The sequence below is a fragment of the Pseudomonas sp. GW101-3H06 genome (genome assembly GCF_059424605.1).
Genome location: NZ_JBWKZO010000001.1, coordinates 4,466,448 through 4,484,831, shown reverse-complemented (window position 1 = coordinate 4,484,831; position 18,384 = coordinate 4,466,448). Strand labels below are relative to the sequence as shown.

The following is an 18,384-nucleotide window of genomic DNA, read 5'->3' as shown; positions in this document are numbered from 1 at the left end:
CCCACATTGGAATGCGTTCCCCGGTGGGGGAGCGAGCCTGCTCGCGAAGGCGGTCTGACTTACGCCGCAAATTACAACTTGATCAACACCGATTTCAACTCGGTGTAATGCTCGATCGCCGCATACCCCATCTCTCTCCCGACCCCGGACATTTTGTAACCACCGAACGGCAGCGCCGGGTCCAGGGCGCTGTGGCAGTTGACCCACACCGAACCGGACTTGATCCGTGGAATCATCCGGTGCACCGCCGCCAGGTCATTGGACCAGATGCTCGCCCCCAAGCCATAAGGGCTGTCGTTGGCCAAGCGCAGCGCTTCGGCTTCGTCATCGAACGGAATCGCCACCAGCACCGGGCCGAAGATTTCTTCCTGCACCAGCGAATGCTTTTGATCGACGTCGACGATGACCGTCGGCTTGACGAAAAAACCCGGCCCGAACCGCTCGCCACCGCAGGCGATGGTCGCGCCGCTTTCCCGACCTTTTTCGATGTAGCCGTAAACCCGCTCTTGTTGCCGGGCAGAGATCAACGGCCCCATCTCGACGCTCGGGTCCAGGCCGTTGCCGAGTTTCATGGCGTTGGCGATGTCGCTGATGTCCGCCACCACATTGTCGAAATGCTTGCGTTGCACATACAGGCGCGAGCCGGCGCAGCAGACCTGGCCCTGGTTGAAGAAAATCGCGCTGGCGGCACCGGCGGCGGCGCTTGGCAGGTCGGCGTCGGCCATGACGAGGGTCGGTGATTTGCCGCCCAGTTCCAGGGTGACCCGGGTCATCGAATCCATGGCGATCTTGCCGATCTGCTTGCCCACGGCGGTGGAGCCGGTAAAGGTCAGCTTGTCCACCAACGGGTTATGGGTCAGGGCCGAACCTGCGGTGATGCCGGTGCCGGTGACCACGTTGAACACCCCTTCGGGGTAGCCAGCCTCCAGCACAAGCTCGGCGAGTTTCAGGGCGGTCAGCGGAGTTTCGTCGGCGGGTTTGAGCACCACGGTGCAGCCCGTGGCCAGGGCCGGGCCGAGTTTCCAGCAGGCCAGCAGCAGCGGGAAGTTCCAGGCGACGATGGCGCCGACCACACCCACCGCTTCACGGCGGATGAAACTGTGGAACTGGTCGTTGGGCATCAGCGGCGCCGACACATCGACCGTGGAACCTTCGATCTTGGTCGCCCAGCCGGCCATGTAGCGCAGGAAGTCGATGGACAGCTGTACGTCCATCACCTGGGCAACGGCGGCGCTTTTGCCATTGTTCAGGCATTCCAGCTGTGCCAGCAGCTCGGCATCGCGTTGCATCAGGTCGGCGAGTTTCCACAACAGGTTCTGCCGCTCGCGGGGGCGGGTGCGGGTCCAGGCGGAATCATCGAATGCCTGACGAGCGGCAAGCACCGCTCTGTCGACATCCTCCGGCGTGGCCCGTGGCACCACGCACAGTTCTTCGCCGGTGGCCGGGTTGCGCAGGCTCATGGTCTGGCCGTCGGCGGCCTCGACCCAATCGCCGCCGATGAGCATGCGCGGGGCGCGCTGGATAAATGCCGAAGTGGCGGGAAGCAGGTTAGGGAGCGACATGGCGAGGCCTCTTGTTGTTCGTGTGTACGGAGCTTCGCAATGGCTGTGCCAAGTGCCCGGGAGGGCTGGTGAGCCCTTGTCTGGCGGGGGTTTTTCCTAAGCCGGAGGTGCTCGCTGGTTTAATGCATTTGTCGCAAATCGCGACAGCAGGTGAGACGACGAACAGCCCGCCCGTCATCTTGAGACCCCCATTGGCGAGGAATAGAATTTCCTCGTTCGGTGGGTGAAGTGAGGGATCATTTTCCCGGCATAACTTCTGGCGTAAGGGAGGCAGCGATGAACCTTTCACCCCTGGAAATTCAAAGCATCATAGAGCGCAGTTTTCTACCCTCGGTATGTACCTGCAGCATGGCGCCGGATCAGTCGCTGACGATTCGGGTCTGCGATTGCATGACCGGTCAGGTGGACCTGGTCGCCACCCATGTTCCGCTGTGGAAACTGGACACCGTCCACGGGATCGCGACGCTGGTGGCGGAAATGCGGCAACAGATCGAAGCGCACAAAGGCGCTCAACCAACGATCTACCACTGAGTTCGCGTCAGCCGCACCACGAGGGTGGTGCGGCCTGTGCCTGGTAGCCTCATGAGGCCATTTTTCGCGAAATTTCCTCAAACGTGCTGCTATCTGCGGCAGCCAGCAACTTGCGGTCATCCTTGAGCGTTGCCAGAAAAGTCACTTCGGTTTCCTTGCCCGCCAACATGAAACCGGCGAATGCGCCGATCGGCCCGAGCAGCATGGCACCCGCCACGCCGAAGCCGATGGCTTCCTTGATGTTGTTGATCGATTCCTCGTTGGCCACTTCCAGGTTTTTGAATTTGGACAGCGGGAGCGTAATGCCGGGCCACGGGTGCAGCGACGTTCTCAGGGTAAAAACGCCATCCCGGTAATCTCCGTCACCCTGCAGAAAGTCCCCCGCCAGGACAATGATGCTTGCCATTTTTATCCCCTTCCTGGCAATCGGTGAACAACCATTTCGCGCTTGCCGCTGCCGGTCGTCAATGGCCGGCCGATGAGCTGTTGCGGCAGGGCATCTATGCTGTCTCAGACTGCAACAGCTGTCGCGATATTAGACGCCAGTGAGTGCGTCCAGGCATGGCTTTGTGCACTCAAATCAGCGCAAGTGATTGATTAAAAAGCTTATCGCCAAGCTGGCACGCTCCGTGTATTGCTCATCGCAGACGTTTCTCTTGCCTCCGTCAGCGGATCAACGCCGACGGCAGAAACCAAAAAAACGATAAGCCACAAAAATAAGAAAGCACCGTGCGAGGTTCGACGTTGATGAAGAGAAAACTCCGATCAGGCATGAGCGCCAGCCTGCTGGCCGTAGCAGCTTGCGTAGCGTTGCATTCGCCTCCCGGCCTGGCAGCCCGCGATGCCCAGACCATCCTCAAGCAAACCTGCCAGGGCTGTCACACTCCTGAAGCCGATAACGCCCTGAGCCGCATCAGCCACCAGCGCAAGACGCCGGAAGGCTGGCTGATGAGCATCGCCCGCATGCAGACCATGCACGGTTTGCAGATCAGCGACGAAGACCGGCGGACGCTGGTCAAGTACTTGGCCGACACCCAGGGCCTGGCGCCGAGCGAGACCGACGGCGTGCGCTACGCCATGGAACGTCGTCTGAACACCGTCGAGCAGTTCGACGACCAGACCAGCCAGATGTGCGGCCGCTGCCACTCCGGTGCACGGGTCGCCCTGCAGCGACGTCCGGCTCAGGAGTGGGAGCGCCTGGTGAACTTCCACCTCGGCCAATGGCCATCGCTGGAGTACCAGGCGCTGTCCCGCGACCGCGACTGGTTCGACCTGGCCCGCAAAGAAATGGTGCCGCTGCTGGCCAAACGCTATCCACTGGACAATCCGGCCTGGAAAAAATGGCTGAGTACGGCGCCGAAAAGCGAGGCGCTGGTGGGGGACTGGAGCTTCAGCGGTCATTTACCAGGCAAGGGAGAGCTGTCGGGAGTGATGAACGTGACCAGCGACGGCAGCGACACCTTCAAGGTCAGCGTCAAGGGCCAATACGCCGACGGCACGCCGTTCAACGGTGACGGCAGCGCAATCCTTTACACCGGTTATGAATGGCGCGGCAATGTGAACATCGACGGCGTGACCATGCGCCAAGTGTTCGCTGCCCAAGGCAATGCGATGCAGGGTCGCATGTTCGAGGCCGAGCATGATGAGCGAGGTCTGGATTTTGTCGCAGCCAAACAAGGTTCCAGCCGTTTGTTGGCCATTCAACCGGGTTACCTGAAGGCGGGTGCCGAAACCGAAGTCACCCTGATCGGCAGCGGCCTGACGGGCAAGCCAAACTTCGGCAAAGGCGTTGAAGTGGTCGAAGTTATCGAACAGAGCCCGGAGCGTATCAAGGTCAAGCTCAAGGCTGCGGCCAACGCTCAGCCGGGTCTGCGCGCGGTGACCGTCGGCACGCTGAAAGGCCCGAGCCTGTCGGTCTACAACAAGATCGCCTCGGTCAAGGTGGTGCCGGAGTTCTCGGTGGCACGGATCGGCGACGGCGGTGGATCAACGCCGAAAGTCCAGGGCCGTTTCGATGCCGAAGCCTGGGGCAAGGGCACCGATGGCAAGCCGTATCGTATCGGCGTGTTCCCGGCGCAGTGGAAGGTCGAAGCCTTCGACGATCGCGCCAAGGAAGACGAAGACGTCAAGTTTGCCGGCACCATGCAGGCCGACACCGGCGTGTTCACGCCGGGCGATGCCGGGCCGAACCCGGCACGCAAAATGTCCACCAACAATGCCGGCAACCTCAAGGTGATCGCCGCCATCGACGACGCAGGGAATTCCCTGACCGGCGAAGGGCACATGATCGTGACCGTGCAACGCTGGAACAATCCACCCATTCCTTGAGTTGTCCTGATCAGCAGCGATTCAGACACTTTTCGGAATGACCGCACGCCCCGCCAGGCGGGGCCTGCACAGGAGGTTTGCCATGGGCGCTATCTTGAATCTGGTCGAACGCAACCTGCACGAAGTGCAGGTCGATGCCGACCGCATGCTGTTTCACATCCCCAGCAGTTCGCTGTTCGCCAGTGATGAACTGACGGGCACCATCATCGATACCTTGCGCGGCCCCGGCTGTTCTTCGGACGACCTGATCCAGCGCCTGGCCGCGCGCTTCAACGGCGAGGAAATCACCGAGACCCTGCGCGAGCTGATGGCCCTGGAACTGGTCAGCGACGGCTCACCGCTGACTCCTGACATTGCCACCAGGCGTGTCGAGCGCACGGCGATCAATACCGTGGTGCTCAACGTCAACACCGGCTGCAACCTGAGCTGCACCTACTGCTACAAGGAGGACCTCGACAAACCATCGGCCGGCAAGAAAATGGACGTCGAAACCGCCATCGCTTCAGTGGAAATGCTGCTCAAGGAATCACCGGACGAAGAGCGTTTTACCGTGGTGTTTTTCGGCGGAGAACCGCTGAGCAATCGCAAGCTGATCGAGTACATGGTCGATTACTGTGAAAAGCGTTTTGCCGAGGCCGGCAAGTTCGTCGAGTTCGTCATGACCACCAACGCCACGCTGCTCACCGAAGAAACCGTGGACTATCTCAATGCCCACCGCTTCGGTTTGTCGGTGAGCATCGACGGGCCGAAAACCGTGCACGACCGCAACCGCATCACTGTGGGCGGGCAGGGCACTTACGATGTGGTGCGGCGCAAGGCCGAGATGCTGCTGTCGCGCTACAACAGTCGTCCGGTGGGGGCGCGGGTGACCTTGACCACCGGTGTCACCGATGTTGAAACCATCTGGGATCACCTGTTCAACGAACTGGGTTTTGCCGAGGTCGGTTTCGCCCCGGTGACCTCCGGCGACATCAGCAGCTTCAACCTCACCAGCGATGAACTGGTGCAGGTGTTCGCTAACATGAAGGCCCTCGGGCGACGCTACCTGGAAGCCGCGCTGGAGCACCGCAACATCGGTTTCTCCAACCTGCATCAGCTGATCACCGACATCCACGAAGGCCACAAAAAAGCCCTGCCGTGCGGCGCGGGCCTGAAGATGCTGGCAGTGGATCACAAGGGTGAGTTGAACCTGTGCCACCGTTTTACCGGTTCGAGCCTGCCGACCTTCGGCAACGTTCACAGCGGGGTGAAACAGGTGGAGTTGAACGACTTTCTGTCCCAGCGTCTGGACCGCACCAACACCGGTTGCGAAGACTGCCAGATCCGCAACCTGTGCTCCGGCGGCTGCTACCACGAAAGCTACGCCCGCTACGGCGACCCGACACATCCGACCTACCACTACTGCGAACTGATGCGTGATTGGGTCGACTTCGGCATCGAGGTCTACACCCGGATCATGACCCATAACCCTGCGTTCATCAGCAGCTACATCACTCCGCGCAAGGCTCACTGATATGAAACATCTCAAGGCAATCAATAACAAAGCGTTGAAGCTGGATCAGGCCGCGGACGAGAACCGCATCGAAGAAGTGGTGGCGATGAGTTCCGTGGCGGGCTGCGCCTCGACCACTGATCCGGGTTGGGAAATCGACGCGTTCGGCGGTGTGTCGTCGCTGTGCCAGCCGATGGAAGCCGACTTGTACGGCTGCTCCGACCCTTGCTGGTGGCCGGCCCAGGTGCCGGACATGATGAGTACCTACCCGGACTGGAACAAGGATGCCCAGGCGTCCAACGACAACTGGCGAAACCTCGGCACTGTCTTCCCCAAAGACAAGTGATTCGACAAGAAGAAGGATTCCAGCATGCACAGCATCAAAGCCTGCGGCCTGGCCGCTTTCGCCGTCCTGAGCACCTGTTCGCTCACGGTTCTGGCCGATGAAAACACTGCGTTGCAAGGCGGTCACGAGTACATGGTGACCACCAATTACCCGAACAACCTGCACGTGATCGACCTGGCCACCGATACATTGTTCAAGACCTGCAAGATGCCGGACGCCTTTGGTCCCGGCACCGTGCAGCTGTCGCCGGATCGCAAGACTGCCTACGTGTTGAACAATCACTACGCGGATGTCTACGGCGTCGAACTGGACAGCTGCAAACAGGTGTTCCACGCCAGCATCACCCAGAAGCCGGGGGAGAAAGCCAAGTCGATGTTTGCCTTCACCGTCAGCCATGACGGCAAGGAGCTGTACACCGTCGCCAACCCGACCTTGATGCTCAATGATCGCTACGAAGTGCAGCCGCCGCGGCTCGATGTGTACGCGACCGACGCCGGCCTGGACGCCAAACCGGTGCGCAGTTTCCCGGCGCCCCGGCAGCTGACCATCATGCAGAGCGGTGACGACGGCACGCTGTACGTGGCGGGGGCGGACGTCTACAAGGTCAACGTACAGACCGGCAAGTTCGACGTGCTGATCCCCAGCCGTCACTGGAAACGTGCGAACTACAGCGCGCCGGATGTGCTCTACGTGTGGAACCAGCAGACCTGGCGCCACGACTTCTCGCTGCTTTACACCACCGCGAAGTTCAAGGACAAGAAACAGGACCCGGCGACGGCGCAATACCTGTATGGCCTGTTCAGCGTTGACTTGAAGACCGGCAAGACCGAAACCACCGACTTCGGACCTCTGACCGAAATCTACTTCAGTGGCATGCGCTCGCCGAAAGACCCGAACCTGATGTTCGGTGTGCTCAATCGCCTGGCCAAGTACGACATCAAGGAGAAAAAGATGCTGCAGGCGGCGACGCTTGATCATTCCTACTACTGCATTTCCTTCAACAAGGACGGCAGCAAGATCTACCTGGCCGGGACGTTCAATGATGTGGCGATCTTCGATGCCGACAGCCTGAAACAGATCGGCAACATCAAGTTGCCGGGCGGGGATATGGCGATCACCACGGCGCAGATTTTCGTGCGGTAAATGCTGGCGCCTTCGCGAGCAGGCTCGCTCCCACATTTTGATCGCATTCTTACTGAAAGAACTCGGTCAACTGTGGGAGCGAGCCTGCTCGCGAAGAGGCCCTGACAGACGCTAAATCATCAAACCCCCGGCACCGGACACCCCAAATCCCCCTCCTGGCACTTCAAGTAAGTCTTGAACGTCTGCACCCGCGCCTTGGTCAACTCTGTCACGCAATGGCTGTAGATCAGCGGATAAACACTGCCGCCTTCCACGCCCGACGCCGAAAACTTGCACTCGGCATCACGAAACGCAATCCACGAACGCTGCGCGCCCACCAACAGTTTCTTGCTGTCAGGATTGCCCTTGAACCGCGAAGTAATCTGCTGGTACAGCACATTCAACTCCTTGTCCGCCGCCGCGTGTTGCTGCGACGCACATTGGTTCATCGTGGCCTGGTCGGTGGCGTTGTCGCAGTCCACGGCATGAGCCTCAAAAGTGAAAAGCAAAGGCGTCAGCGCCAGGAGAACGCGTGAGTGCATGGGGGAAACTCTCTGTGAACGTGGGAATTGGTGCAGTGTAGCGAAGCGTTATCCGCTTGAACTGGGAGACGTTGAAGCCTTGAGCAACTGATCGGCATAAACCTCGATGTTTTCACGACTGTGCAGCAGTGCCAGCCATGAGGCGGGAATGTCCGATACACCATAGTGGGCGCCAGCCAATTGGCCGACGATGGCGGCGGTGGTATCAGCATCATCGCCAAGATTAGCCGCTTCCAGAATGGCGGCTTTGAAGTTGTCAGTGTGATGAAAACACCATAAAGCCGCTTCCAGTGAAGCAATGCAATATCCGCTACCGTGGATGGCACTTCTGGGCTTATCCAGGTACTCACCTTGGGCAATTGCCGCAACTCTGGGCTCAATAAATGTTGTCTCTGGCAGGATTCGCAGATCCGACTTGTGCGCGCCTTGCAAAGCTTTGCGAATCAGCTCGGCGAAGAACTGGCAGCATTCGAGCGCTTCCGGTGCGGCGTGTGTGGTTCGCGAACTGCTGGCAGAAAATGCCCGGACTCGCTCGCAATCAGGAAAGTAGTACAAGACCACCGGCGCCAGCCGCATCAGCGAGCCGTTGCCAGCCGTGTAAGGATCGTTGGAGCCGGCGTAGGGATCGCCGGTCGCCTGATACCGGGCAAGCGCATCGCGGATGGTCATGCCAATGTCGAAGCATTCTCCGGTAGAGCTCAGGTAACCATTTCGCCACCAATCAAGGTAGCGAGTCATTTGGTCGGTAGCGTCGAAGCCATTTTTTATCAACAGGCTTTCGGCCAGACACAGCGCCATTGAAGTGTCATCGGTCCATTGCCCAGGCTTCAGATTGAAAGGACCACCGCCCATCATGTCGGTCAGAGGAGGAAATGAATCGCGTGGCTGAAACTCGACACTGGTGCCAACGGCATCGCCGCAGGCCAGGCCCAGCAAGGTCCCGCGAAAACGTTCCGAGAGTGAAGGCAGCATGAGTTTTCCTTTTTTCATGTTGGTTTTGTGACCGGAAACGTTAGCAGTTTCGATCAACTGACTTTCCTGCGTTCCCACGAACTTATCGACAAAAATGCAGCCGAATATTTCGAACAAGTGGATCAAAGACCCTATAGGTACAACTTTCGCACTGGACATGTGGTCTTACAGGCCTACTGTTGTTCAGTACAGGAGGTGACGTATGAAACCAGTACCCAATAGTTTTGAACGCAAAATAATGCTCAAGTCGCCGCGCTCCCATGTATGGCGTGCATTGGTCGATGCAGAGGCGTTCGGTCAATGGTTTGGCGTTGCGCTCGAAGGCCGGCGTTTCATTGCCGGGGAGTGGACGCAGGGGCAGGTCACGTATCCCGGTTATGAACATGTGTTGTGGAATGTGCTGGTCGAGCGGGTCGAACCCCAGCAGTTGTTTTCGTTTCGCTGGCACCCCTACGCGGTGAACCCGAAGATCGACTACTCCCAGGAGCCGACCACGTTGGTCAAATTCGAGCTGGCGGACTACGAGGGTGGCACGCTGCTCAAGGTGTCCGAGTCGGGTTTCGCGCACATTCCAGACATACGCCAGAAGGAGGCGTATTACATGGACAGCCGTGGCTGGGAAGAGCAGTTGGGCAGGCTTGAACACTTTCTCGTTGAAAGCGCCAAGGCCCGCGAGCGTGAGAGTGACTGACGACAGTACGTTCGACCCGTGGCTGCAACGGTGGGAACTCAAGCCCGACGGTGCACCCATCCTCACGCCCGGCAGCTGCCTGCTGCCGGTACGCCGGGGTGATGTGCCGGCCATGTTGAAGATTGCCGTCGATATTGAGGAGAAGTTCGGCAATCTGTTGATGAACTGGTGGAACGGCGACGGCGCTGCCCGGGTTTACGAGCACCATGGCGACGCTTTGTTACTCGAACGTGCCATGGGGCAGCGGTCTTTGATGCGCATGGCGCTCAACGGGCAGGACGACGAGGCCAGTCGTATTTTATGTACGGCGCTGGCGCACTTGCATGCACCGCGACCGACGCCGCCACCGCCGCTGGTTCCCCTGGCGCCCTGGTTCGCCTCGCTGCGATTGGCGGCTGAGCAGCAGGGCGGTCTTTATACCCTGAGCCTGACGACAGCCGAAGCCTTGTTGGCCGAGCCGCAGGACGTGGTGGTGTTGCATGGCGACATGCATCACGACAATGTCCTGGATTTCGGTCCGCGTGGCTGGCTGGCCATCGATCCCAAACGGGTGATCGGCGAGCGCGGCTTCGATTACGCCAACCTGATCTGCAATCCCGAGTTGCCAACCGCAGCGGACCCGCAACGATTCCAGCGACAGATCGAGGTCGTGGCCGAGGCGGGTGGGTTGGAGCGGCGCCGATTGCTGCAATGGGTGTTGGCTTTTGCCGGTTTGTCGGCAGCCTGGTTTTTCGAAGATGGCGAAAGCACGGCGGCGCAAGGTCAGCTGCAGGTCGCGAAACTCGCGGCCTCCAGGCTTAATGTTTGACGCATCTAAGGGTTTTCGGAAGGGCTGCTATAGCGAATGTCTTACACGCGATGGTAGCTATGTCGCCTATTGCAGATTGGATCCGATGCGTATTCTGGCTTTACCCACTGAAGCACAGGGAGTGCTCAGGATCATGGATGATCGGCCATTTGCACGGAATGCTGACGACAGGGAGTCGTAATGGTCTTGGAAAAACCCGCTTCGGCGGGTTTTTTTATGGGCGTATGAAAAGTAATGGCTGCGAGGCTTTGGCTCTAGCAGCCATTTTTTTTACAGGCGGTCGAGTTTCGCCGCAGCGCGTTCGGTGATTTGCGCGCGCAGTTTCAGCGACCCCGCGGCGCGTAGGCGAGCTTCCTCCAGCACGCTGACCGGCGCTGTTTCCGGGCTGCCAGCCTGGAACGGTGGTGCCGGCGCGTATTCCAGTTGCAATTGCACCAGCTCGGCGGTGTCCTCATCGAACAGCTCGGCGGCCAGGGTCAGGGCAAAATCGATGCCGGCAGTGATCCCGCCCCCCGTGAGCAGATTGCCGTCGCGCACCACCCGGTCCTTCACAGGAGTCGCTCCCAACGGCGCCAGCAACTCGTGATAGGCCCAGTGAGTCGTGGCGCGCTTGCCCTTGAGCAATCCCGCCGCGCCGAGTACCAGCGCACCGGTGCACACCGAGGTGACGTAACGTGCATTGTCGGCCTGGGTCTTGATGAACGCCAGGGCCTGATCATCTTCCATCAACGGCCCGACACCGGCGCCGCCGGGTACGCAAATCACGTCCAGCGCCGGGCAGTCCTCGAAGGTGGTGGTCGGTTTGAGTAGCAGGCCGGTGCTGGCGGTGATGGGCATCAGGTCCTTCCAGATCAAATGCACCTTCACATCCGGCAACGAGGCCAGTACGTCGTAAGGGCCGGTGAGGTCGAGTTGCTGCACCTGTGGAAACAACAGAAAACCGATCTGCAAGGTCATGATGTTTTTCTCCTGAAAGTGGGTGGACGACTTCAATGTAGGTGCTTAGGATTTGGCGTACACGCCAATCACCCCACGAATTACGCCAAATGCCGAAAACCATTCACGTACTCGCGTTTGCCAATGTGCAACTGCTCGATGTCACCGGGCCGTTGCAGGTGTTCGCCTCGGCCAACGACATCGCCCGCCAGCAAGGTGCGCCCACGCCTTATGCGCCATCGGTGATTGCCAGCGGTGGCGGGGCGGTGATGTCGTCGGCGGGCTTGGCGCTATTGGCCGAGCCCTTGCCCGAGCAGGGCAGTGACACCTTGATCATCGCCGGGGGGTGGGGTGTTTACGCGGCGGCGGGCGACCCGTCACTGGTGAACTGGGTGCGCGAGCATGGGTTGCAGTGTCGACGGGTTGCATCGGTGTGCACCGGGGCGTTTTTGCTGGCGGCCAGCGGCTGGCTCGATGGTCGGCGCGTGGTCACCCACTGGACCCGTTGCGAACAGCTGGCGCAGCAACACCCGAAGTTGCAGGTCGAGCCCAATCCGATTTTCATCAACGACGGTCCGGTCTGGACCTCGGCCGGGGTGACCGCCGGGATCGACCTGGCGCTGGCAATGGTCGAAGCCGACCTTGGCCGCAACATGGCTCTGGAAGTCGCCCGGCAATTGGTGGTGTTTCTCAAACGGCCCGGTGGCCAGTCGCAATTCAGCGTGACCCTGTCCCTGCAGAAAGAAGGCAACCGGTTCGACGAACTTCACGCCTGGATCAGCGAAAACCTTACCAAGGATCTCGGCATCCCCACCCTGGCTCTGCAGGCCGGCATGAGCGAGCGCAGCTTCGTGCGCCACTACCGCGCCGACACTGGCCAGACCCCGGCCCGGGCCATCGAACTGATCCGCGTCGAAACGGCGCGGCGCCTGCTCAGCGATACCGGCGTGCCGATCAAACGCGTCGCCGTGCAATGCGGATTCGGCAGCGAAGAAACCCTGCGCCGCAGTTTCCTGCGGGCCATGGGCGTGACGCCGCAAGCTTATCGAGAGCGGTTTTCGGTCAGCGTTGCAGCAGATCCAGTAACGCCGTGAGCATGGCCGTATCAGGTGGTTTCAGAATAAATCCGAAGCAACAGCTCAAGCTTCCGCCACCTGATTGAAGTACTTCGTCCGATCCGGGGTAAACGTCACCATCATGCCCGTGCGGGAGCAAGTCAGCGCCCGCTCTTCACCCAAATCCACATCCAGATCCTCCCCTCGCAAACCCTGCCATTGGGCGAGGTATTTGAGCGAACCGTACTTTTCGAGTTTTTTCAGGCTGCGGCTGACGCCGCCTTTCCAGCCCAGCACCGGCAGTTCACCGGCGAGGCATTGTTGGGCGAGATCGGGAAAACGGGCGGCGCGTTGGCGGCCGATTTCCCAGCATTTGATCAGGCCCTTGTCGTGGGCGTCCCACAGTTCGTCGCGGTTCAGGCCGGTTCGCAGGGGGAGGTCGATGCTGCGGTGGATGCGCTGGGTCATTCTTGTTCCTTGAATTCGGGTTTTGTTGGACAGCTCCGCTGTGCCCGTTGGAGCGGGATGTTAGGTGGGGACGTAACGGCTGGCAACAGGGTATTTCCGGATGTTTTGTTTAAAAAATGTAGGACTTGGGACTTGCAAGGCACCTGTCGCGGCGGAGCTTTTGTGGTGAGGGGATGGGCAGCGTCAGATATTCAAGGCTGCCAAAAACTCTTCTCCCCACTCAACTTCCGTTCGCACCGCCATGGCCTTCAAGGTCCGTGAGTTCGATTTCCGGCAATTGCTGGCGGCCGTCGATGCCGTAGAGAATGTTGAGTTTCATTGGCTTGCCATGACAGTCGCTGACCCGTCGGCGCAACCAGCGCATATAGGCATTGGCCTCTTCGACGAAGCCCAGGCGCATGAAGGCGTAGACGGTGAACGAGGCATCGCGGATCCAGGTGTAGCGGTAATCCCAGTTGCGTTCGCCACCGACGGTCTCCGGCAAGCCGAAGGTCGCGGCGGCGAGGATCGCACCGTGTTTGCGCGAGGTCAGTAGCTTCATCGCCAATGCCGAACGGTTGACCATTTCCCGCCAGCGACCGCGGTAGTTGGATTGGCCGATCCAGTCGCGCCAGAACTTCAGCGTGCGTTGCAGGCATAACTCGGCGGCACCTGCCTTGAAGCGCGGGTCGTCGATGGCGCCGAGCAGAAACTCGGCGGCCTGGTCCTGTTCGAGGGTGAATCCGCCGACGGCGGCGCTGCCATGGAGACTCAAGGTTTGATCTGATGACAAGCGCAGGGACGGCTGATTGATAGCTTCGAAGACCACGTCTTTTTTATCGATGCGGGCGCGGGTATGGGCGCGGGCATAGTCATGTCGTACGGCGCAGCGCAGGTTGAACGTTGCCTGGCCACTGACTACCCGTACCCGGCGCATCAGCACCGGCAAGTCATCTTCGCTGTCGCCGATGGGCAGCAGATCGGTGATTTCGACCACGGCGCGGTCGCTGAGCCAGCGGGTTTGCAGCACGTTGGTATCCGGCAGGTAGATCTGTTCGCGCCGAGCGTCTGGCAAGTCCGGGGACAACTGGAAAATACCGGCCTCGGGGGTGTCGAGCAGCGAACTGAAAATAGATGGGCTGTCGAATTCCGGCCAGCAGAAAAAATCCACGCTGCCCTTGTCATTGACCAGCGCGGCCACTGCGCATGTCGCCGATGATGCCGTGGGCGTCGATGGGGCTTTGGCGTTCGGGGTGCTGATCAGGCATTGTCGCGAAACTCCGGAAGCTGAGAGCCTGATCAGAGGACTGGTCGGGATGGCCTGGAGTTCATTTGTCTGAGAGATAGCGGTGTCAGCCCCTTGGAAACACCATGCGTTACAGCGGATCAACGTGGTATCGCGCGCTGTGTTTGTGCCATTCCAGATTCCCGGCGATCCATGCCTTCAGCCCCGTCAGGTAGCGGCGCAGCAGAGGTGAGGCTTCGATCAACAGAGTGTGCTCGGCGGCTTCGTAATCGCGCATCACGTCGTCATGAATATCGGCAATGCGATCAATTGCCTGCTGCAGGGTGCAATGGTGCTTGCTGGCAAGCAGGTAGGGCAGTTTGAATGCGCCGACCTCGTTCACGTGTTCCTTGTAAGCAGAATAGAGATCGTTGACCAGCGTGGTCGCTAGGGACGCCAGTGCGGTGATGCGATGGACGTCAGGTCGCGAATAGAGGTCGGCCGGTACCTCGTACCCGCCAACGGGATCGATCAACACCAGGCACGGCCAGAAGCTGTTGACCTGACGGCTGGCCAGGTATTCGGCGATGGTCGGACGGGTGCCATAAATGCGCCAGGCACCCTCGGCGGCCATGGTCACGAACATGGCGATGCTGATCTGGCGAACCCGGGCGACTTGCGAGGGCGTGCAGAACTGTTCGACCCGCTTCATGTAGGCGCGCAGGCCGATCAACACCGGGTCACTGTCGAGCTGGCGCTCCAGTTCAGTGTCGAAGGGCCGCGGCAGATAGACCGGATCCATGGCGGCGATGGCAAACGAAAGGCGAGGGGCGACGGTGGCGGGACTGCAGCCGAGCGAACGGTCGTCGCAAAAATGATCATCGACTGCGAACAACGCCGCCAGGCACTGACCCTGGAGCAGGAGACGATCAGGATCGTCCGTATCCGTATGGCACAGCATGGCGTAGCGACCGAAATTCGAATCGCGGATTTTTTTCAGCTTGCCGGCAAAGATACCGATGCCTTCCACCCAGGACATCAGCCGATGATTGACCTCCTCTCCGAGTGCATCGTCGATTCGCGAAGGCGCTGGACAGCGCAGCGGGCGTACGACAAAGGGGGCAATTTTCAGCGGTGAGGTGCTTGCTTCCAGTGTTGGCTGATGACTCATGGCGTTCTCCATTTTTACGGTTTTTTACATCCGTAACCCGATTGAAGTGGCGTGCGTAAGTTGCAGTGAACATCGCGCGGGAACTTCGCCGCGGGTAGCTTTTGTTGTTGTGTTGGCGATCTAAAAACGTTTTTGCGCCAACTTTATCCACGCTTTGAAGTCGGCCGGGCGGGTGGTTTCGAATATCCGGCGAAACCAGATGCTGAACGTGTCGGGGGCAGCGGCAATGCTCGCTGGAATCTGCGTGAGCGATATCCACTGCCAGCTGTGGGCTTCTTCGGGATTGGCGATGGGATCGGTACCGCTGATACCGACGAAGACATGGTCGTACTCATGTTCGATGAGCTGGTTCGACACCTGTTCGCAGTAGAGCAGCGAAGCAACTTTGCGCAGGGAGCAGGTGATGCCCATCTCTTCCTGCAAACGGCGTTTCGCTGCCGCCAGGGTTCGTTCGCCTGGTCGCGGATGACCGCAACAGGTATTGGTCCACAAGCCTTGAGAGTGGTATTTGCCGAAAGCGCGCTGTTGCAGCAGGACGCGGCCATCCTGGTCGAATATGAAAATCGAAAACGCGCGATGCAACAGGCCTTGTTGATGAGCCTGCAACTTTGGGGCGCAACCCTGTTTTCGATCGTGCTTGTCGACCAGTATCAGTAACTCTTCCATAGCTGGACTCCATGATGTCTTCGCTACTGGGCGTTACTACTGACCGACTGCGTAGAGAAATACTTATCTGTCGAGCAAAAAATTAGTTGCTGAAGTGCGGTCTTTCAAGGGATTACTTAGATTGTTTAGGTCTTGAACGAGTTGGATTTGCAGATCTACGGATTTATGGTTTTTGTATAACTTCGGTTGCTTTTTAAATCGCGCGAGATCGCTCAGGGGGAACTGTTGTTCAACTGGCAGACTTGCATTGCATCCTGAACGCTCTGGCGCTTCACATTCCACCAACAAATTGCTGCTATCCCCACGATATGCCGTTGTGGCAAGTTGCAGGCCCTTTGTTGAGGCCGGACCCATGGCAAACCCTTATCGCGAGCTGTTCAAGGCTCCAGGCAGCAGAGCATTCGTGCTGGCCGGGATGATCGCGCGCATGCCGATTTCCATGACCGGTATCGGCCTGATCACCATGCTTTCGCAGTTGCAGGGCGGCTATGGTCTGGCGGGGGCTGTGGCGGCGACTTTTGCCTTGGCCACGGCATTTTGTGCGCCGCAGGTGTCGCGGCTGGTGGACCGTTTCGGTCAGCGGCGGATTCTGCCGGTGTCGGCGCTGGTCGGAGGCGGGGCGTTGTTGCTGGTGTTGCTCTGCACCCGTTTGCAGGCGCCGCAATGGACGCTGTTCGTGTTCGCTGCGTTGGCCGGTTGCATGCCGAGCATGTCGGCGATGGTGCGCGCGCGCTGGACCGAGGTGTATCGCGGCCAGCCGCAACTGCAAACGGCCTATGCCCTGGAGTCGGTGCTGGACGAAGTCTGCTTTATTGTCGGGCCGCCGTTGTCGGTGGGCCTGTGTGTGGTGGCGTTCCCCGAGGCAGGGCCGTTGGCGGCGCTGCTGATGCTGGCCATCGGCGTCACGGCGTTTGTCTTGCAGCGCAGCACCGAACCTGCGGTACATCCCCACGAGGCCCATCATTTCGGCTCGATCATCCGCTCCGTGGACATCCAGTGGCTGATGCTGTTGATGGTCGCCATGGGCACCATCGTCGGCGTGATCGATGTGGTCAGCGTGGCGTTCGCCCAGCATCAGGGCCAGCCGGCGGCGGCAAGTATTGTGCTGTCGGTGTATGCCATCGGTTCCTGCCTGGCCGGGTTGGCCTTCGGCGCGCTGCGCTCGAAGGTGCCGCTGCCGCGGCTGTTTCTCTACGGCGGGGTGGCAACGGCGGTGACGACCTTGCCGCTGCTGCTGGCGGTGAACATTCTCGGGTTGTCGCTGGCGGTGTTCGTCGCCGGACTGTTTTTTGCCCCGACCCTGATTGTTGCGATGGCCCTGGTGGAGCAGATCGTACCGCCGGCCAAACTCACCGAAGGCCTGACCTGGCTGGTCACCGGATTGAGCATCGGCGTGGCGATCGGCGCCGCCAGTTCCGGCTGGCTGGTGGATGCGTTCGGGGCGCGCAGCGGGTTTTGGGTGGCGATTGCCGCCGGGGCAGTCGTCCTGGGTTCGGCGGTGCAAAGCTATCGCCATCTGAAATGATGATTTAACTGTGTGCGAGCCTGCTCGCTCCCGCAGGGTTATCTGTACGACTAATTCTCTTCGGCACTCATCCGTTCTCTTAGCAGACAACTTTTCGAGGTAAGCCCGGTGACCCAGCTGACATTGCTGTGCCTGCCCTATTCGGGCGCGAGCGCCATGGTCTACAGCCGCTGGCGGAGCAAACTGCCGCAGTGGCTGAACGTGCAACCGGTGGAGCTGCCGGGGCGGGGCACGCGGTATGGCGAGCCGTTGCACACCGATATGCGGCGGCTGGCGCTGCAATTGGCGCAGGAACAAAAGAACACGCTCAAGGCGCCTTACGCGCTGTTCGGCCACAGCCTCGGCGCGTTGCTGGCTTGTGAAATGGCCCATGCGTTTCGCTCGCTTGGCTGTCCCGAGCCGGTGGCGCTGTTCGCCTCCGGCACCGCGGCGCCGACCCTGCGCGCGGACTATGACCGCGGTTTTGCCGAGCCCAAGACCGATGCCGAACTGATCGAACAACTGCGCACGCTCAACGGCACCAGCGAAGAAGTGCTGGCCAACGAAGAGCTGATGAGCCTGACACTGCCGATCCTGCGCGCCGATTTCCAGTTGTGCGGACGGTTCGAGCCGCTGCAGCGGCCACTGCTCAAGTGCCCGTTACACGTGCTTGGCGGCAAGACCGACCGGGCCACCGCTGAACAACTGATCGGCTGGAGCAGGGAAACCCGTGGCAGTTTTTCCCTGGACATGTTCGCTGGCGGACACTTCTTCATCCATGAGCATGAGGCCAAGGTGCTCAAGGTGATCAAGGACCAGCTGGAGGTTCATCATCGGCGGCATGGGCTGATGGCGCTCAGCTGACTTCCAAATCACTCAATCCCTGTGGGAGCGAGCAGGCTCGCTCCCACAGTGGTTTGTGGCGTCTCACACACCGCGCTCTATCTCATCCTGATACTTATTCTCATTCGCTAATTTTTCCGGCC

Annotated in this window: 18 protein-coding genes and 1 pseudogene; 10 read left to right on the top strand and 9 right to left on the bottom strand. The window is 59.9% G+C overall.

The window, feature by feature from the left end:
- Window positions 1-71: 71 nt before the first annotated feature.
- Entirely contained in the window at window positions 72-1,562 is a 1,491-nt protein-coding gene (locus AC07ZE_RS20385; RefSeq protein WP_207266402.1) for an aldehyde dehydrogenase family protein, read from the bottom strand.
- A gap of 276 nt (window positions 1,563-1,838) precedes the next feature.
- Between AC07ZE_RS20385 and AC07ZE_RS20380 the strand changes: the two genes are divergently transcribed.
- Window positions 1,839-2,093: a DUF1652 domain-containing protein gene (locus AC07ZE_RS20380; RefSeq protein ID WP_207266401.1), complete on the top strand. Its 255-nt coding sequence runs from the start codon at window positions 1,839-1,841 to the stop codon at window positions 2,091-2,093.
- A gap of 49 nt (window positions 2,094-2,142) precedes the next feature.
- Here the strand turns inward: AC07ZE_RS20380 and AC07ZE_RS20375 are convergent, their stop codons facing one another.
- A complete protein-coding gene (locus tag AC07ZE_RS20375; protein WP_207266400.1) occupies window positions 2,143-2,499 on the bottom strand; it encodes a hypothetical protein in 357 nt (118 codons plus the stop codon).
- Window positions 2,500-2,840: 341 nt separating this feature from the next.
- Between AC07ZE_RS20375 and peaA the strand changes: the two genes are divergently transcribed.
- The 4 genes from peaA to peaD all read left to right on the top strand — a co-directional run bounded on the left by peaA (window position 2,841) and on the right by peaD (window position 7,402).
- Complete coding sequence (gene peaA / locus AC07ZE_RS20370; protein WP_207266399.1) at window positions 2,841-4,421, top strand: quinohemoprotein amine dehydrogenase subunit alpha; 1,581 nt, start codon at window positions 2,841-2,843, stop codon at window positions 4,419-4,421.
- Window positions 4,422-4,503: 82 nt separating this feature from the next.
- Window positions 4,504-5,934: a quinohemoprotein amine dehydrogenase maturation protein gene (peaB, locus tag AC07ZE_RS20365; RefSeq protein ID WP_207266398.1), complete on the top strand. Its 1,431-nt coding sequence runs from the start codon at window positions 4,504-4,506 to the stop codon at window positions 5,932-5,934.
- A gap of 1 nt (window position 5,935) precedes the next feature.
- Complete coding sequence (gene qhpC, locus AC07ZE_RS20360; RefSeq protein WP_008016081.1) at window positions 5,936-6,259, top strand: quinohemoprotein amine dehydrogenase subunit gamma; 324 nt, start codon at window positions 5,936-5,938, stop codon at window positions 6,257-6,259.
- Window positions 6,260-6,283: 24 nt separating this feature from the next.
- A complete protein-coding gene (gene peaD, locus AC07ZE_RS20355; RefSeq protein ID WP_207266397.1) occupies window positions 6,284-7,402 on the top strand; it encodes a quinohemoprotein amine dehydrogenase subunit beta in 1,119 nt (372 codons plus the stop codon).
- 119 nt (window positions 7,403-7,521) lie between these two features.
- Here the strand turns inward: peaD and AC07ZE_RS20350 are convergent, their stop codons facing one another.
- Both AC07ZE_RS20350 and AC07ZE_RS20345 read right to left on the bottom strand, forming a co-directional pair.
- Window positions 7,522-7,923: a lysozyme inhibitor LprI family protein gene (locus AC07ZE_RS20350; protein WP_207266396.1), complete on the bottom strand. Its 402-nt coding sequence runs from the start codon at window positions 7,921-7,923 to the stop codon at window positions 7,522-7,524.
- Window positions 7,924-7,971: 48 nt separating this feature from the next.
- Complete coding sequence (locus tag AC07ZE_RS20345; protein ID WP_207267859.1) at window positions 7,972-8,895, bottom strand: ADP-ribosylglycohydrolase family protein; 924 nt, start codon at window positions 8,893-8,895, stop codon at window positions 7,972-7,974.
- 202 nt (window positions 8,896-9,097) lie between these two features.
- Between AC07ZE_RS20345 and AC07ZE_RS20340 the strand changes: the two genes are divergently transcribed.
- Window positions 9,098-9,586 carry an SRPBCC family protein gene (locus AC07ZE_RS20340; RefSeq protein WP_207266395.1) on the top strand — a complete coding sequence of 163 codons (489 nt, stop codon included), beginning with the start codon at window positions 9,098-9,100 and terminating at the stop codon, window positions 9,584-9,586.
- Window positions 9,579-10,394, top strand: a complete 816-nt coding sequence (locus tag AC07ZE_RS20335; RefSeq protein WP_207266394.1) for an aminoglycoside phosphotransferase family protein — start codon at window positions 9,579-9,581, stop codon at window positions 10,392-10,394. The genes AC07ZE_RS20340 and AC07ZE_RS20335 overlap by 8 nt, the downstream gene beginning before the upstream one ends.
- A gap of 270 nt (window positions 10,395-10,664) precedes the next feature.
- On the opposite strand, the gene inhA is transcribed toward AC07ZE_RS20335, so the two are convergent.
- Window positions 10,665-11,351, bottom strand: coding sequence for an isonitrile hydratase (gene inhA, locus AC07ZE_RS20330; RefSeq protein WP_207266393.1), 687 nt, complete (start codon window positions 11,349-11,351; stop codon window positions 10,665-10,667).
- 89 nt (window positions 11,352-11,440) lie between these two features.
- Here inhA and AC07ZE_RS20325 point away from each other — a divergent pair, with 89 nt between their 5' ends.
- Window positions 11,441-12,424, top strand: a complete 984-nt coding sequence (locus tag AC07ZE_RS20325) for a GlxA family transcriptional regulator (protein WP_207266392.1) — start codon at window positions 11,441-11,443, stop codon at window positions 12,422-12,424.
- A gap of 45 nt (window positions 12,425-12,469) precedes the next feature.
- Here the strand turns inward: AC07ZE_RS20325 and AC07ZE_RS20320 are convergent, their stop codons facing one another.
- The 4 genes and pseudogenes from AC07ZE_RS20320 to idi form a co-directional block, all read right to left on the bottom strand.
- Window positions 12,470-12,853, bottom strand: coding sequence for a hypothetical protein (locus tag AC07ZE_RS20320; RefSeq protein ID WP_207266391.1), 384 nt, complete (start codon window positions 12,851-12,853; stop codon window positions 12,470-12,472).
- 232 nt (window positions 12,854-13,085) lie between these two features.
- Window positions 13,086-14,100, bottom strand: a pseudogene (locus AC07ZE_RS20315) (glycoside hydrolase family 15 protein); the annotation flags it as partial.
- 108 nt (window positions 14,101-14,208) lie between these two features.
- On the bottom strand, window positions 14,209-15,228 hold the full coding sequence (locus AC07ZE_RS20310) for a terpene synthase family protein (protein WP_207266390.1): 1,020 nt from the start codon (window positions 15,226-15,228) through the stop codon (window positions 14,209-14,211).
- A 120-nt stretch (window positions 15,229-15,348) separates the two neighbouring features.
- The gene (gene idi / locus AC07ZE_RS20305) at window positions 15,349-15,894 is read right to left on the bottom strand and encodes an isopentenyl-diphosphate Delta-isomerase (RefSeq protein WP_207266389.1); all 546 of its coding nucleotides are present in this window, start codon (window positions 15,892-15,894) and stop codon (window positions 15,349-15,351) included.
- Between the two features lie 352 nt (window positions 15,895-16,246).
- Here idi and AC07ZE_RS20300 point away from each other — a divergent pair, with 352 nt between their 5' ends.
- Window positions 16,247-17,419, top strand: coding sequence for an MFS transporter (locus AC07ZE_RS20300; RefSeq protein ID WP_207266388.1), 1,173 nt, complete (start codon window positions 16,247-16,249; stop codon window positions 17,417-17,419).
- Between the two features lie 108 nt (window positions 17,420-17,527).
- Window positions 17,528-18,262, top strand: a complete 735-nt coding sequence (locus tag AC07ZE_RS20295) for a thioesterase II family protein (protein ID WP_207266387.1) — start codon at window positions 17,528-17,530, stop codon at window positions 18,260-18,262.
- The last annotated feature ends 122 nt before the right edge of the window (window positions 18,263-18,384 follow it).

What these genes read in the sequence shown, in the direction of transcription:
- AC07ZE_RS20375 (WP_207266400.1), bottom strand. Translation starts at nt 2,499, where the DNA reads ATGGCAAGCATCATTGTCCTGGCGGGGGACTTTCTGCAGGGTGACGGA.
- idi (WP_207266389.1), bottom strand. Translation starts at nt 15,894, where the DNA reads ATGGAAGAGTTACTGATACTGGTCGACAAGCACGATCGAAAACAGGGT.
- AC07ZE_RS20310 (WP_207266390.1), bottom strand. Translation starts at nt 15,228, where the DNA reads ATGAGTCATCAGCCAACACTGGAAGCAAGCACCTCACCGCTGAAAATT.
- inhA (WP_207266393.1), bottom strand. Translation starts at nt 11,351, where the DNA reads ATGACCTTGCAGATCGGTTTTCTGTTGTTTCCACAGGTGCAGCAACTC.
- peaB (WP_207266398.1), top strand. Translation starts at nt 4,504, where the DNA reads ATGGGCGCTATCTTGAATCTGGTCGAACGCAACCTGCACGAAGTGCAG.
- qhpC (WP_008016081.1), top strand. Translation starts at nt 5,936, where the DNA reads ATGAAACATCTCAAGGCAATCAATAACAAAGCGTTGAAGCTGGATCAG.
- AC07ZE_RS20345 (WP_207267859.1), bottom strand. Translation starts at nt 8,895, where the DNA reads ATGCTGCCTTCACTCTCGGAACGTTTTCGCGGGACCTTGCTGGGCCTG.
- AC07ZE_RS20320 (WP_207266391.1), bottom strand. Translation starts at nt 12,853, where the DNA reads ATGACCCAGCGCATCCACCGCAGCATCGACCTCCCCCTGCGAACCGGC.
- AC07ZE_RS20385 (WP_207266402.1), bottom strand. Translation starts at nt 1,562, where the DNA reads ATGTCGCTCCCTAACCTGCTTCCCGCCACTTCGGCATTTATCCAGCGC.
- AC07ZE_RS20325 (WP_207266392.1), top strand. Translation starts at nt 11,441, where the DNA reads ATGCCGAAAACCATTCACGTACTCGCGTTTGCCAATGTGCAACTGCTC.
- peaD (WP_207266397.1), top strand. Translation starts at nt 6,284, where the DNA reads ATGCACAGCATCAAAGCCTGCGGCCTGGCCGCTTTCGCCGTCCTGAGC.
- AC07ZE_RS20380 (WP_207266401.1), top strand. Translation starts at nt 1,839, where the DNA reads ATGAACCTTTCACCCCTGGAAATTCAAAGCATCATAGAGCGCAGTTTT.
- peaA (WP_207266399.1), top strand. Translation starts at nt 2,841, where the DNA reads ATGAAGAGAAAACTCCGATCAGGCATGAGCGCCAGCCTGCTGGCCGTA.
- AC07ZE_RS20350 (WP_207266396.1), bottom strand. Translation starts at nt 7,923, where the DNA reads ATGCACTCACGCGTTCTCCTGGCGCTGACGCCTTTGCTTTTCACTTTT.
- AC07ZE_RS20300 (WP_207266388.1), top strand. Translation starts at nt 16,247, where the DNA reads ATGGCAAACCCTTATCGCGAGCTGTTCAAGGCTCCAGGCAGCAGAGCA.
- AC07ZE_RS20340 (WP_207266395.1), top strand. Translation starts at nt 9,098, where the DNA reads ATGAAACCAGTACCCAATAGTTTTGAACGCAAAATAATGCTCAAGTCG.